Annotated in this window: 10 protein-coding genes; 7 read left to right on the forward strand and 3 right to left on the reverse strand. The window is 73.7% G+C overall.

Features of this window, described 5'->3' with window-relative positions; all coding sequences use genetic code 11:
- The first annotated feature begins 655 nt into the window (after window positions 1-655).
- Window positions 656-2,143, forward strand: coding sequence for a hypothetical protein (locus AB0K09_RS01075; RefSeq protein WP_366063071.1), 1,488 nt, complete (start codon window positions 656-658; stop codon window positions 2,141-2,143).
- Window positions 2,144-2,284: 141 nt separating this feature from the next.
- On the opposite strand, the gene AB0K09_RS01080 is transcribed toward AB0K09_RS01075, so the two are convergent.
- Window positions 2,285-4,486 (reverse strand): alpha-N-acetylglucosaminidase, encoded by a 2,202-nt coding sequence (locus AB0K09_RS01080; protein WP_366063072.1) that lies wholly within the window; start codon window positions 4,484-4,486, stop codon window positions 2,285-2,287.
- A gap of 300 nt (window positions 4,487-4,786) precedes the next feature.
- On the opposite strand from AB0K09_RS01080, the gene AB0K09_RS01085 reads away from it, so the two are divergent.
- Window positions 4,787-6,004, forward strand: coding sequence for a HAMP domain-containing sensor histidine kinase (locus AB0K09_RS01085; protein ID WP_366063073.1), 1,218 nt, complete (start codon window positions 4,787-4,789; stop codon window positions 6,002-6,004).
- Between the two features lie 41 nt (window positions 6,005-6,045).
- Here AB0K09_RS01085 and AB0K09_RS01090 read toward each other — a convergent pair whose 3' ends face one another.
- On the reverse strand, window positions 6,046-6,528 hold the full coding sequence (locus tag AB0K09_RS01090) for a GNAT family N-acetyltransferase (RefSeq protein WP_366063075.1): 483 nt from the start codon (window positions 6,526-6,528) through the stop codon (window positions 6,046-6,048).
- 35 nt (window positions 6,529-6,563) lie between these two features.
- Between AB0K09_RS01090 and AB0K09_RS01095 the strand changes: the two genes are divergently transcribed.
- The 4 genes from AB0K09_RS01095 to AB0K09_RS01110 all read left to right on the forward strand — a co-directional run bounded on the left by AB0K09_RS01095 (window position 6,564) and on the right by AB0K09_RS01110 (window position 10,169).
- A complete protein-coding gene (locus AB0K09_RS01095; RefSeq protein ID WP_366063076.1) occupies window positions 6,564-7,355 on the forward strand; it encodes an exodeoxyribonuclease III in 792 nt (263 codons plus the stop codon).
- Window positions 7,356-7,488: 133 nt separating this feature from the next.
- Window positions 7,489-8,991, forward strand: a complete 1,503-nt coding sequence (locus tag AB0K09_RS01100) for an NAD(P)/FAD-dependent oxidoreductase (protein WP_366063112.1) — start codon at window positions 7,489-7,491, stop codon at window positions 8,989-8,991.
- Window positions 8,988-9,875 (forward strand): SDR family oxidoreductase, encoded by an 888-nt coding sequence (locus AB0K09_RS01105; RefSeq protein ID WP_366063077.1) that lies wholly within the window; start codon window positions 8,988-8,990, stop codon window positions 9,873-9,875. Before AB0K09_RS01100 ends, AB0K09_RS01105 begins: the two co-directional genes overlap by 4 nt.
- Window positions 9,876-9,968: 93 nt before the next feature.
- Window positions 9,969-10,169, forward strand: coding sequence for a hypothetical protein (locus tag AB0K09_RS01110; RefSeq protein ID WP_366063078.1), 201 nt, complete (start codon window positions 9,969-9,971; stop codon window positions 10,167-10,169).
- A 115-nt stretch (window positions 10,170-10,284) separates the two neighbouring features.
- Here AB0K09_RS01110 and AB0K09_RS01115 read toward each other — a convergent pair whose 3' ends face one another.
- Entirely contained in the window at window positions 10,285-13,551 is a 3,267-nt protein-coding gene (locus AB0K09_RS01115; protein WP_366063079.1) for a S41 family peptidase, read from the reverse strand.
- Between the two features lie 187 nt (window positions 13,552-13,738).
- Between AB0K09_RS01115 and AB0K09_RS01120 the strand changes: the two genes are divergently transcribed.
- Window positions 13,739-14,320, forward strand: coding sequence for a TetR/AcrR family transcriptional regulator (locus AB0K09_RS01120; RefSeq protein WP_366063113.1), 582 nt, complete (start codon window positions 13,739-13,741; stop codon window positions 14,318-14,320).
- The last annotated feature ends 103 nt before the right edge of the window (window positions 14,321-14,423 follow it).

Genomic DNA, 14,423 nt, shown 5'->3' on the forward strand with positions numbered 1-14,423 from the left:
GGCTCCGGGCTCCGGGCTCCGGGCTCCGGGCTGCCCGAGTCTCTTATTGTATCCAATTCCATGCGACAGGACGATCAACTTCCCCTGAATCAGGTGCAGTTCACCGCCGTAACTCGCCGATATCGCGAGGTCGACCGGCGTCGCCTTCGCCTGCTCCCACGGCAGCACCGGCAGCCCCGCCTCCGCCAGCAGCTCCGGCACGCCGGCCAGGAAGGGCGACGAGCCGGTGCACGTCGCCAGCAGCTGCACGCGCAAGTCGCCGCCCAGCAAGGGGATTACGTCCAGCAGCCGGGTCGCGGACGTCACGTTGTGCACGACGAGCAGCACGCGCCGGCAGCGGCTTCGCGTGACCCAGCGCGCCGCGTCCTCGCCGACCGGCACCCGTAGTGGCCGTCCGCCTTCGTCCGCCATCCGGCGCCCCTCTCATCTCCCTTGTGCAGCAAAGAAGAACGGCCCGGATGTTATCGGTTTCAAACACATATCTCCCAGATGTGATCCAGATCATTCACTTTCTGACGGTGAATCGGTTCTGTGGACGCAATGTCACATGGCACGATCTTGCGGATCGCTCCGCGCGGTCACGCGCGCAGCGGCGCGGCCGGGGGATCGACCACCCCTCGGTCTCCCCCCACCTCATCCCTCCGAGGACCCAATCTTGCGCAGATCCATCAGGTTTGCCGTTCTTCCGGCGCTGTCCGCCGCCTCCCTCCTCGTCGCCGGTTGCTCCTCCGCGGCGTCCGGCCCCGCCGACGCCCGGGCGGACGGCGGCACGGAGCCGGTGGCCGCCGCCGGCTCCAACACCTCTCCGCAACTCGCCGTGAAGGCCGCCGCCCCCGACGGGGCGGGCGTGCCGAGTGCGGTGGCGCGGCCGGACGGTGGCGACGACCGGAAGGCGGAGAAGTCCGCCCTGAAGGTCGCCTCCTTCGACCGCAGCACCGGACGGGCCGTCATAACGAAGGGGGCTGCCGCCCCCGCGAAGCAGTCCCCCTCCAAGGCGCCGTCCAAGGCACCTTCCAAGGCACCCTCCGCCGTGTCCCCGGACGACCCGGGTGCCGCCGGCAAGGCCGATGTCGCCGTCGGCGACGTCATCGCCAGCGCGCCCGCGCCCGGCGCGCCCGAGGGTGTCCTGGCCAAGGTCACCGAGGTCGTCGGCAAGACCGACCAGGGCACCGAGGTCAAGACCGCCCCGGCCACGATCAACGCCCTGCTGGGCCACTCGACGGCGAAGGGCAAGGTCCCCGTCGACCCGTCCACCGTCAAGGTCGAGCCCATCGCCCCCAAGGTCAACGTCTCCTGGGCGAAGACCGGCGACCTGCACGTCGGCCCCGAGGGCGCCAAGCTGCCGCTGGGCAGCCTGCGGCTGGACGTCGGCGCGTCCCTGCCGACGCCCAAGGGCGGCCCCGTCTCGGCCGAGGCGTCGGCCGCGGGCTTCGTCCAGCTCGCGCCCGAGGTCGACTTCGCCTACGACGGCAGCGGGCCCGGCGTCGCCAGCGCCTCCCTGACGCTGTCCGGCGACTGGTCCTCCCAGTGGGAGCTCAAGGGCCAGGCGGCCGCCTCCACGGAGGCCAACCCGCTGCGGGTGCCGTTCGCCAAGCTGCACGCGGACCCGGTCATCCAGGTCGGCCCGGTGCCGGTCGTCGTCAACCTCGACCTGACCTGCTACCTCCAGGTCGACGCCGACGGCAAGGTGAGCGTCGACGTCCGCCAGGACCTCAAGGGCGACTTCAAGGTCGGCGGCGCGTACCAGCGCGGCAAGGGCTGGTCCTCGATCGCCCAGTCGAACATGAACAGCACCCCGGTGCGGGCCACGGCCTCGGCCGAGGGCCACGTCAAGGCCGCGCTCGGCGCGGAGGCCAGCGTCGGCCTGTACGGCGTGGCGGGCGTCAGCGCCAGCGTCGCCCCGTACCTGCGCGCGGAGGTCGCGGGCAGCGCGTCCGCTTCCAGCGACGGCAACGCGTCGGCGACCGGCCGCTGGGCGGCGTACGGGGGCATCGACCTTTCGGGGGCGCTGAGCACCCATCTGAAGATCTTCGGCACCCCGATCTTCGAGAAGCGGATCCCGCTGGGCCCGTACAACAAGGAATGGAAGCTCGCGGGCGGCGAAGGCACGGTCAGCCGCACGCCCACGAAGCGGGCGCACTGACGACCGGGGCGCGGGGGATCCTGATCCCCCCGCCCCCTTTCATTTTCCGCCGCGACGGCGATCGGCCGAGGCGGTGAGGGTCCGGCGGAATGGTCACGGTCCCAGCCCGTGCCCCCAGGCCCCGTCAGGGCAAAGGCTCGTTCACAGTCGTGACGCCACCGTGCGGGCCAGGCGGACCACGTCGCCCCTTGCGGTCGTCGCGAGGGCACCGTGGGCGCGGAGCCAGCGCTCCTCCAGGGTGTACCAGTCGATCGGGCGCGGCTTGCGGCGCTCCGTCAGTGCCGCGTCGAGTTCGGTGAAGTACGTGCTCCAGCGCAGCCGGTAGAGGCCGCCCACCAGGCCCGACCACTCGCGGTTGGCGTAGTCGTGGAGCTTGCCCGCGTTGGCCGAGTCGCGCGGGCCCCAGACCGTCAGCAGGGACACGGCGTCGTCCTCGAGGCGGTCGCGCTCGGCCGCCGTGCCGCCCCAGGCGCGGGCGTCCGCGATCCAGCGGCCCAGCAGATGGCGGTCGTCCGTGGCGACGACGTCCTCGAGCAGGGCCATCCAGTCCAGCCACTGCCGCGTGAGGTCGCCGAAACGGCGCCGGTCCCCCGCCTCGTACGCGGCCTTGACGCGCGGCAGCAGCAGCCGGGCCCGGTGCGAGACGGCCTGGCGGGCGACGTCCAGGAGGTCGTAGCGGTAGGCGGAGCTCCGCCGCAGTTCCGGTGCGACCGCCAGCAGCGCGGGCAGGGCCTTCGCGAACTCGGCGACGTCGTACCGCTCCTGGCGCGGCGACCAGGACGCCGCCCGGTTGACGGCCAGGTCCGGGCGGGCGCCGAAGAGACCGTCGGCGGACTCGCTCCAGCCGTCGGCACGGGTGGTGCCGTAGGCGGTGCGGCGCAGGATGCGCCACGCGCGCTCCGCGTTCGGGTCGGCCCCGCCGTACCGGTACCCGGGCCAGCGGGCGAACCAGGTGTCGAGGTCGATCGGCCGGTCCGTCCAGGCGAGGTCGGAGAAGAGGGCGAGCGCGGCCGGGTTGTTGTCGGCGGCCTCGGGCATCAGCGCGATGCCGCGCAGCGCGCTGCCGGGCTTCCTCCGCCACTGGTCGTACAGCCGCACCCAGTCCGGCGCGTTGGCGCCCATCGCCGTGTGGCCGCCGAAGTTCCAGATCGAGCCGAAGGCGTACGGCGTGCCGCCCCAGTCCGCCTCCCGGTCGGTGACCTTCGTGTTGCGGTCGGAGAGGCCGTCGAGGACGAGCATGCGGGAGCGGTCGACCGCGTCGAGGATCTCGCGGCGCGGATTGGTCTGCCAGCCCAGGATGGCCCAGACGGCGTCCGGATGGGCGGTGCGCAGGGCCTTCTCCACGGCCCGCGCGGCGTCGCCGATGGGGACGTCGCCGGCGGTGCCGCCCTCGTGCAGCAGGTCCATCTTGTACATGGTGGTGGCGCCGAACAGCTCCCGCTGCACCCGGTAGTAGGTGCGGGCGACGCGTGCGAAGTGCGGGAGGCGCGGGTCGAGCCAGTCGGGCCGGTGGAAGCCGCCCCAGTCGCCCTGCGGCACGACGCGGGCGCCCTGGTTGCGCCGGACGAAGTCGGGCGGCACCGTGCCGAACCAGCCCGGCAGGACGGGCGTCATGCCCAGCTCGCGCAGCCGCCGCACGATCCGCTGGGCGAGCGCGAGGCGCCGGTCGAGCAGCGGGCGGGAGACGGGGCCGCCGAAGGCGGACAGGTTCTGCACCAGCCACCACGGCTGGTGCGCCGGGCCGGGGATCCAGCGCAGCAGCTCCGCCTCGGTGTAGCCGTGCTCCAGGAAGGTGCGGAGGTAGACGGTGTCGGCGCCCGCGTAGACGAGGACCTCGTTGAAGCCGTGCAGCGCGAGGACGTCGATCTCGCGCTCCCAGTAGTCCCAGCCGCGGTACGGGCCGGTGTAGGCGTCGTTGGTGTCGTTGAACGCGAAGCGGTGGACGGCGTTGGCGGTGCCGGTCAGCGGGGTGCGGACGGCGGGCAGGCGGTCGGGGAGGGCGGTCTGTTCGCCGTTCCAGGAGATGTGGGCGCGGGCCACGTCCCGCAGGTAGCGGTGGAAGCCGGCCAGCTGGACGGCGGGTGTCGTGCCCTCCACCGTGATCCGGCCGGGCTGCCCGGAGACCCGGAAGGCGTCCGTGCCGCCGGCGCGGGCGACCGTGCGGAAGGCGACCTGCCGGTGGTGCCGGGGCAGCAGCCGGGCCAGCGCGGCGGCGGCCGCGCCGCCGGGCGGACCGTCGCCGGCCCGTTCCACCGCACCCGCCGTCCCCGAGGGCACGCCCGCCGCGCCGAACGCGGCGGATCCGGCGAGGGCGCCGAGGAGCGTACGACGGGCGATGTGCATGGTGACCTCCACCGTGGCACTACGGGGGGCGTACGGGCGGCGGGAGCGCGGTGATCCTACGAGCCGCCGGCGCCGGCGGGGCAGGGGCGCGGGTGTCGAACCAGCCACGCCGGTTACATTTGGCCCGAATGGCCCCATGAGACGGCGCCGGCCTGCTAAGGCCGGGCCCCGGCGCGGAAGGCGGACGCAACTGCCGCCACGCCGTCCGGCGTCCTTCGTGGCCGGCGGCGCCATACGGCAGGATCGTTTCTTCGGCCACGGCCGCCGGGCCGGCCGCTAGCCGTCGAGGAGCCGGAACGCATGGGACTGCGCACGAAGATCGGCGTGGCCATCACGCTCACCGCCGCCCTGGTCTCCGTCATCATCGGCGTGGTGGTGCACCACCGCACCGCCGTGACCCAGCTGGAGACGGCCCGCGACACGCTCGACTCGCGGCTGGCCACGGCCGTCGAGGACCACCTCGCCGGCCTCCACCGGCCGAAGACGATGGTCAACCCCGACCGGCTGCCGGCGCCGGTGCGGCGGGCCGTGGAGCACGGCAAGCGGTGCGTCTACCTCGACCTCTCCGGCGACCGGCCGATGCTGTGGGCCGCCGGCCCGGCGGGCCGGGACGTCGTCGCCCTGCGTCATCCCTACGTCCGCGAGCTGCGCAACCTCCGCCGGCTCGACGAGGTGCTGATCCTCGCCGGGGGGCTCGGCACCGCCTTCGCCGGGGTCGTCGGCGTGGCGCTCGCCACCGTCGCCGGGCGCCGGCTCAACGCCTCGGCCCGGATCGCCGAGCGCATCGCCGAGGGAGACCTCACGGCCCGGCTGCGGCCGCGTGGCGGGCGCGACGAGATCGCCCGGCTGACCATGGCCGTCAACAGCATGGCCGACGCGCTCGCGGCCCGTCTCACCGCGGAGCGCGAGGTCACCGCCAATATCGCGCACGAGCTGCGTACGCCGGTCGCCGGCCTGGTCGCCGCCGCGGCGCTGCTGCCGCCGGGCCGGCCGGCGGAGATGGTCCAGGAGCGGGCCCGGCGGGTGCACGAGCTGATGGAGGACGTGCTGGAGGTGGCCCGCCTCGACGGCGACACGGAGCGGGCCGACACGGACGTGCGCGAGCTGGGCGCGCTCGTGCGGCGCGCGGTACGGGGCGCGTCCGCGCCGGGTGAGGTGGCGATACGCGTCGAGCGCGACTGCCTCGTCGAGACCGACGCCCGGCGCGTGGAGCGGGTCCTGGCCAACCTCGTCACCAACGCGTTCCGGCACGGCGCGGCGCCGGTGACGGTCGAGGTCGACGGCGGTGTCATACGCGTCCGCGACCGGGGGCCGGGCTTCCCGGCCGATCTCCTGGCCCACGGGCCCCAGCGCTTCCGCACGGCCTCGGGGGGCGGCGTGGGGCTCGGGCTGGGGCTGACGATAGCGGTGGGCCAGGCGAGGGTGCTGGGGGCGGACCTTGCGTTCGCCAACGAGGAGGCGGGAGGCGCGGTGGCGACCCTCGACCTGACGGGAGCGGTTCGCACGGGGGAGCAGTAACGGGGGCGGAGCCCCCGGGATCAGGGCCGGAGCCCCCGGGATCAGGGCCGGAGCCGCTTTGCGAAGCAGCGGCTGTCCTGGTGGTGGCGGTAGATGCCGAACTTCGGGGTGGCCGGCGCGTACCCCGCGGAGCGGTAGAGCGCGAGGGCCTCCGGCTGTTTCAGGCCCGTCTCCAGGACCATCCGTACGCGGCCCGCCGCCCGTGCGTCCTCCTCCAGGCGGGCCAGGAGGAGACGGGCCAGCCCGCGGCCCCGCGCGGCCGGTACGACGTACATCCGCTTCAGTTCCGCGTCGCCGTCCGCGTAGCCCTCCTCGTCGTGGTCGCGGGCGCGCCAGGCGCCGGTGGCGACGGGGCGGCCGACGGGGTCGTAGGCGATGAGATACAGGCCACGCGGCGGGGCGAAATGGGACGCTTCGAGCGGGGTGAGATCACCGTCCCCGTACCGCTCGACGTACTCGAGTTGGACCTCGTCCTGCAGCCTCACCGCGTCGGGATGGTCGTACGCGACGGACACGATCTCCATTCGGGGAATGGTACGGAAATCGGTATCGTGCCGGAATGCTCACCGTCACCACCGTCAATGTGAACGGCCTCCGCGCCGCCGCCAAGAAGGGCTTCGTCGACTGGCTCGCGGCCACCGAGGCCGACGTCGTCTGTCTCCAGGAAGTGCGCGCCGAGCCGCACCAGCTGCCGGACGAGGTGCGCGAGCCCGCCGGCTGGTACGCCTTCCACGCGCCGGCGGCCGCCAAGGGCCGGGCCGGGGTGTCGGTGTACTCGCGGCGGGAGCCGGACGCGGTGCGGGTGGGCTTCGGCTCGGCCGAGTTCGACGGCAGCGGCCGCTATCTGGAGGTCGACCTGCCGGGCGTCACGGTGGCCAGCCTCTATCTGCCCTCCGGTGAGGTCGGCACGGAGCGCCAGGACGAGAAGGAACGCTTCATGGCGGAGTTCCTCCCGTACCTGGTGGGCCTGAAGGCCCGCGCGGCTGCCGAGGGCCGCGAGGTGCTGGTGTGCGGCGACTGGAACATCGCGCACACCGAGGCCGACCTCAAGAACTGGAAGGCCAACCGCAAGAGCGCCGGCTTCCTCCCGGAGGAGCGCGACTGGCTGACCAAGGTCTTCGCGGAGTACACGGACGTGGTCCGCGCCCTGCACCCGGGCGTCGACGGGCCGTACTCGTGGTGGTCCTACCGGGGCCGGGCCTTCGACAACGACTCCGGCTGGCGCATCGACTACCTGGTCGCGACGCCGGGCCTGGCCGGGCGCGCGCTCAAGGCCCGGGTCGAGCGCGCCGCCACCCACGCCGAGCGGTGGAGCGACCACGCGCCGGTGACGGCCGTCTTCGGGGCATGACCGAACCCGGAGGGGAGTGACCGCCGGTAACTTCCTTTCCTCGGACCCCTACCGCCGTGCTGGGCCCTGTCTTACGCTCCCGACTGTGCCAGCGATCGCTGGCGCGGTCGGGCGGCTGCGGGGAGGCGGCGGCATGGTCGAGCACGTACGGGTAGCGGTGATCGGCTCCGGGTTCGGGGGGCTCGGCGCGGCGGTGCGGCTGCGCCGGGAGGGGATCACCGACTTCGTGGTCCTGGAACGGGCCGGCGCGATCGGCGGCACCTGGCGGGACAACACCTACCCCGGCTGCGCCTGCGACGTGCCCTCCCACCTCTACTCCTTCTCCTTCGCCCCCAATCCCGCCTGGCCGCACAGCTTCTCCGGGCAGCGGCACATCCGGGCGTACCTGGAGCACGTCGCCGACACCTTCGGGCTGCGGCCGCACATCCGCCTGCACTCCGAGGTGACGGCCCTGCGCTGGGACGCCGGGCAGCTGCACTGGGAGGTCGACACCACCGGCGAGAGCTACACCGCCGACGTGGTCGTCTCCGCCACCGGGCCGCTCTCCGACCCGAGGATCCCCGACGTGCCGGGGCTCGCGGACTTCCCCGGCCCGGTCTTCCACTCCGCCCGCTGGGACCACGACTACGACCTGCGCGGCAAACGCGTCGCGGTGATCGGCACCGGCGCCTCCGCGATCCAGATCGTGCCGAGCATCCAGCCGGAGGTCGAACGGCTGACCCTCTTCCAGCGCACCCCGCCCTGGGTGCTGCCGCGCAGGGACCGGCGGATCACGGCGGCCGAGCGGTGGCTGCACGACCGGCTGCCCGGCACCGGGACCGTGCGGCGCGGCGTGCTGTGGGGCATCCGGGAGCTGCAGACCGGCCTGTTCACCAAGTGGCCCGACGAGCTGGGCCTGCTGGAGGGCTACGCCACCCGGCACATGACCAAGGCCGTCGCCGACCCGGAGCTGCGGGCCAAGCTGCGCCCCGACTACCGCATCGGCTGCAAGCGCATCCTGCTGTCCGACGACTACTACCCGGCCCTCACCCGTCCCAATGTCGACCTCGTCGCCTCCGGCCTGGCCGAGGTGCGCGGTTCGACGCTCGTCGCGGCGGACGGCACCCAGGCGGAGGCCGACGCGATCGTCTTCGGCACCGGCTTCCGGGTGACCGACATGCCCATCGCCCAGCGCGTCACCGGCGCCGAGGGCCGTACGCTCGCCGAGGAGTGGAAGGACGGCATGGCGGCCCTGCGCGGGGCCAGCGTCGCCGGCTTCCCCAACTTCCTCATGGTCATCGGCCCCAACACCGGCCTCGGGAACAACTCGATGATCCTGATCATCGAGTCCCAGCTGAACTACATGGCCGACTTCCTCCGCCAGCTGCGCACCCTCGGCGGCCGGGCCGCCCTCGACGCCCGTCCCTCGGCCGTGCGCGACTGGAACCGCAAGCTGCAGAAGCGCATGGCGTCGACCGTGTGGAACACCGGCTGCGACAGCTGGTACCTGGACGCCGGCGGCCGCAACACCACCGTCTGGCCCGGCACGACCGCGGAGTTCCGCAAGGTCACCCGCCGGGTGGACCTCGCCGAGTACCAGGTGCGAAGGGGCCCCCGGGTGCGCCGGGCCGCGGCGGCCGCGGAGGCGGCCCGATGAGCGGCCGCGCACCGCTGGCCGGGCGGGTCGCCGTCGTCACCGGGGCCGCACGCGGTGTCGGGGAGCTGCTGGCGCGCAAGCTGGCCGCGCGCGGGATGCGCCTCGCGCTGGTCGGGCTGGAGCCCGGGGAGCTGCGGCGGGTCGCCGCGTCCCTGCGCCCGGAGGCCGACGCCGGGTACTGGCACGCCGACGTCACCGACCACGAGGCGATGCGGCGGGCGGCCGAGGAGGTGGCGGGCCGCTACGGCCGGGTCGATGTCGTCGTCGCCAACGCCGGGGTCGCCACGGGCGGCCCGCTCGCCGACGCCGACCCGGACGCGTGGCGCCGCGTCGTGGAGGTCAACCTCATCGGCAGCGCGGTCACAGGCTGGGCGTTCCTGCCCGCGCTCACCGCGAGCCGCGGCTACCTGTTGCAGATCGCCTCGCTCGCGGCCATCGCGCCGGCGCCGCTGATGAGCGCGTACTGCGCGTCGAAGGCGGGCGTGGAGGCGTACGCGCACAGTCTGCGCGCCGAGGTCGCCCACCGCGGTGTGGGCGTCGGCGTGGCCTATCTGAGCTGGACCGACACCGACATGGTGCGCGGGGCCGACGAGAACGACGCGCTGCGCGAACTGCGCCGCCGGCTGCCCTGGCCCGCCAACCGCACCTACCCGCTCGGCCCGGCCGTCGACCGGCTCGTGGACGGCATCGAGCGCCGCTCGGCGCACGTCTACGCCCAGCGGTGGCTGCGCGGCATGCAGGGCGTCCGGGGCCTGCTCCCGTTCGTCGTCGGGGCGGCCGGGCCGCGCGAGATGCGGCGCGTCGAGCCCCGGCTGGCCGGTGTGCGCACCGGGCTGGTGGGCGCGGGCGGCGCGGCCGACGAGCAGGCTCACGCCCGGGGGTAGCGGAGGGTAACCGTACGATATGCGGCCTGCGTCCGGTCATGTCACGGTGGTTCCGGGATCCTCCCGAATGATCCAGGAAAGTGAGAAACCGGCATGGGAATGAAGGACCAGGCCCAGCAGAAGGGCCAGCAGGCCAAGCAGAAGATGCAGGACGCCAAGCAGAAGGCCCAGCAGAAGGGCCAGCAGAAGGGCCAGCAGCAGCAACAGAAGGGGCAGCAGCAGGCCCAGCAGGGCCAGCAGAAGAGCCAGCAGGCCTTCGACGACATCCAGGACGACCTGCGCGACGACATCTGACGCGACGGCCGGTCCGCGCGTCCTGTGACGCGCACCGCATGACACGAGGGGCGCACCCGCCACAGGTGCGCCCCTCGTGACTGCCCTGGCCTCCGGCGTGCTCCGGCGCGTGTGCTCAGGCGCGCGGCGGCAGTTTCGGCCGGCGCAGGTCCGGCACCCCGGAGTAGTCCGGCGGGGTCTTCGACCCCTGCTGCCGCAGCAGGTCCAGCGCGACGCGCACCGCGTCGTCGAGCTGCTTGTGCCGGCCCTCGGCCCAGTCCAGCGGGGTGCGGTCGACCTCGAGGTCCGGCTCGACGCCGTGGTTCTCGACGCTCCAGCCGTAGTCGTCGAACCAGGCCGCGTTCATCGGCACGGTGATGTGCGTGCCGTCGATCAGCCGGTGCCGGCCGGTCATGCCGACCACCCCGCCCCAGGTGCGCAGGCCGACGACCGGGCCGATGCCCTGGAGCCGGAACGCCGCCGTGATCATGTCGCCGTCGGAGGAGGTCATCTCGTCCGCGATGGCGACGACCGGGCCGCGCGGTGCGTTGCTCGCGTAGGAGACGGGCCGGGCGTCGCGGGTCAGGTCCCAGCCGATGATCGTGCGGGTCAGCTTCTCGACCACCAGCTCGCTGATGTTGCCGCCCGCGTTGCCCCGCACGTCCACGATGAGCGCGGGGAACGACATCTCCTTGCGCAGGTCCCGGTTGAACTGGGCCCAGCCGGAGCCGCCCATGTCGGGGATGTGGAGGTAGCCGCACTTGTCGTCGCTCAGCTCGCGGACGACCGCGCGGCGCTTGGCCACCCAGTCCTGGTAGCGCAGCGGCCGCTCGTCCACCAGCGGCACCACCGCGACCCGGCGCGGCGGGCCGTCGCCCTCCGGCGGCCGGAAGGTCAGCTCGACGGTCGTCCCGCCGGCCCCGGCCAGCAGCGGGAACGGGCCGGTGACGGGATCGACCGGGCGGCCGTCGACGTGCGTGAGCACCGCGCCGTCGCGGATCCCCGAACCGGCCAGCGGGGAGCGGGCCTTGGAGTCGGAGGACTCGCCGGGCAGGATGCGCCGCACTGCCCAGGAGCCGTCCTTGCCGTGCACGAAGTTGGCGCCGAGCAGCCCGATCGCCCGCTGGTAGTGCGGCGGGCCCTCGTTGCGGCGCGCCGGGGTGACGTACGCGTGCGAGGTGCCCAGCTCGCCGAGGACCTCGCGCAGCAGGTCGGCGAACTCGTCGGGGGAGGCGACGCGTTCGACCAGCGGCCGGTACTGCTCCAGCACGCCGTCCCAGTCGACGCCGCACATGCCCGGCTCCCAGAAGTAGGCGCGGACGATCCGGCCCGCCTCCGCGTACGCCTGCCGCCACTCGGACGGCGGGTCGACCTGGTGCATGATGCGCCGCATGTCGATGTAGACCGTGCTGTCGGGGTCGGGCGTGTCCGTGGCGGGCACGGCGCGCAGGTCGCCCTCGTCGTTGACGACGAGCCGGGTGCCGTCGCCGCTGACCGCGAACCAGTCGAGCGAGCCGGTCAGTTCGGTCCGCTTGGCCTTGTGCAGGTCGAAGTGTTCCAGCGTGGGCCGGCCCGAGGTCTCCGCCGGGTTGGCGAAGGTCTCGCCGAGCGCGCCGGAGATGGGCCAGCGCAGCCACACCAGCCCGCCGCCGCTGACGGGGTAGAGATGGGAGTACTTCGAGGCGGCGACCGGGAACTGCGTCACCCGGCTCTCCAGCCCCTCCACCTCCACCAGCACCGCGCCCTCCCCGTTCCCGCGCTCGCCCTCGTCCAGGTCGAGCCCGCCCGCCGCCGGCCGGCCCTCGGCCGACAGCGCGAACGGCGAGGGCGTCGCCGACGACAGCGGTACCAGGTACGGGCGGCAGCCGAGCGGGAAGGACAGATCGCCGGTGTGCACGTCGTACACCGGGTCGAAGCCGCGCCAGGAGAGAAAGGCCAGGTAGCGGCCGTCGCGGGTGAAGACCGGCTTCTCGTCCTCGAAGCGGCCGCTGGTGACGTCCACGACCGTCCGGTCCGAGAGCCGGGCAATCTTGATCTGCCGCAGCGAGCGGCCGATGCCGGGGTGCGACCAGGTCAGCCAGGCCGAGTCGGGGGAGAAGGCGAGGTCGCCGACGGGCCCGTTGTCGGACCGGACCAGCTCGCCGACGTCCCCGTCGCCCTCGGCCGAGGCGTCCACCAGCAGCAACCGCCCGTCGTGCGCGGCGACGGCGAGCCGTTCGCCGTCCGGCGAGGCGACCAGCTCCTGCACCCGCCCGATCCGCCCGGCGGCCAGCCGGCGCGGCTCCGACGGCTCGGTGACGCGCGGCAGTTGGGCGATCTCGATGGCGTCCTCGCCCTCCGCGTCCGTCACATACGCCACCCGCCCGGTCGAGCCGAGCATCTCCGGCAGCCGCACCCGGACGCCCGGGGTGTCGTGGATGGCCCGCGCCGGGCCGTCGCGGTGCGTGAGCCAGTACAGGCTGCCGCGCACCCCGACCGCGCTCGCGCGGCCGGTGGTGTCCACGGCCAGCGCGTCGACGTTGTTCGCCGCCTGCACCTGGTACGAGCGGCGCCCCGCACGCGGCCCGCCCAGCCGCACGTCCAGCCGGCGCGGCACCGCGTCCGGACCGAAGTCCTCCACCAGCCACACCGCCCCCGCGCACTGGTAGACCACCCGCCGGCCGTCGGTGGCGGCGTGCCGGGCGTAGAAGTCGTCGTGGTCCGTATGCCGGCGCAGGTCCGAGCCGTCGGGCAGGCAGGAGTAGAGGTTGCCGACGCCCTCGTGGTCGGAGAGGAAGGCGATCCGGCCGCGGGCGAACATCACCGAGTCCAGATGGCCCTTCAGCTCCGGCACCAGCCGCGTGCCGTGCAGCCACAGCCTGCCCGTCGCCCCGCCCCGGTAGCGCTTCCAGGACGCCGGCTCGTGCGGCGGCTTGCCGGCCAGCAGCAGCGTGCGGTGCTCGCCGTCGACGTCGCCCATCGCGATGTCGGACACCGGGCCCCAGGGCAGCCGCAGCCCCGGGCTGCCGTCGACCGGCAGCCGGTAGGCCCACGAGAAGTACGAGAACGGCTGGCCGTGCGAGGAGACGGCGAGGATGTCGTGCCCCCCGTTCCGGTCGGACGGGGCCCAGCCGCAGACCCGGGTGTCGGTGCTGCCCCAGTAGGTGAGCCGGCGGGCGCTGCCGCCCTCGACCGGGACGAGGTGGACCTCGGGATCGAGGGTGCGCCAGCTGGTGAAGGCGATGTGCCGGCCGTCGGGCGAGAAGCGGGGGTGCCCCACCCTCGTCCGGTCGACGGTCAGCCGCCACGCCCGCCCGGCGCCCCCCGAGGCGTCCGGGAGAGGGGCCAGCCAGAGATCGTCCTCGGCGGTGAAGCAGAGGAGATCGTCGTGGAGATGCGGGTACCGGAGGTAGGCATCGGTCACCCCTCCATCGTTCCGAGCGGAGTAATCACCGGCAACTCGGTCCGTGACGCATCACACCATCGAAACGGTCCCGTTTCGCTTTCGGCCGTCGTACGCTCGTACGGTACGAAACCGTTTCGTACGCATCCGCGCAAGGACTGTCGTCGAAGGGAGACGCGGAATGCCGGCGGACTCACCCACCCCCTCGGTGCGCCGCACCCGGCTGACGCCCGAGCGCGAGGCCGAGCTCTTCGACGCGGTCCTCGCCCTTCTGCGCGAGGTCGGCTACGACGCCCTGACCATGGACGCCGTCGCCGCCCGCACGCGGTCCAGCAAGGCCACCCTCTACCGCCAGTGGAAGGGCAAGCCCGAGCTGGTCGCGACCGCGCTGCGCCGCAAGAAGCCGGTCAGCCTGGCCGACATCGACACCGGGTCGGTGCGTGGCGACCTCCACGCGATGCTGTGCAACGCCGACGAGGCGGAGATGGAGCGCGACGCCGCCCTCATGCGGGGCCTGGGGTCCGCCATCCACGCCAACCCGGACCTGCACCGCGCGCTGCGCGAGCTCCTCATCGAGCCCGAGGCGGCCGCGCTCGACGCCATGATCCGGCGCGGGGTCGACCGGGGCGAACTCGCCCCCGGCAACCCCGCCCTCGGCTATGTGGCGCACATGATGATCGGCGCCTTCATCGCCCGGCCCCTCATCGAGGACCGGCCGGTGAGCCCCGACTACCTCGCCCGTTACGTCGACGCCGTGGTCCTCCCCGCCCTCGGCCTCGCCGACCGCTGACGGACCCCCACACCCCCCACACCACAACCGCAGAGCACCACCGCACCACCTGACGCGCCGCTCTCGTCGTCGGGCTGGTTTCCCACACCCAGATGACCTGACC

The organism is Streptomyces sp. NPDC049577 (assembly GCF_040675635.1).
Lineage (GTDB): Bacteria > Actinomycetota > Actinomycetes > Streptomycetales > Streptomycetaceae > Streptomyces.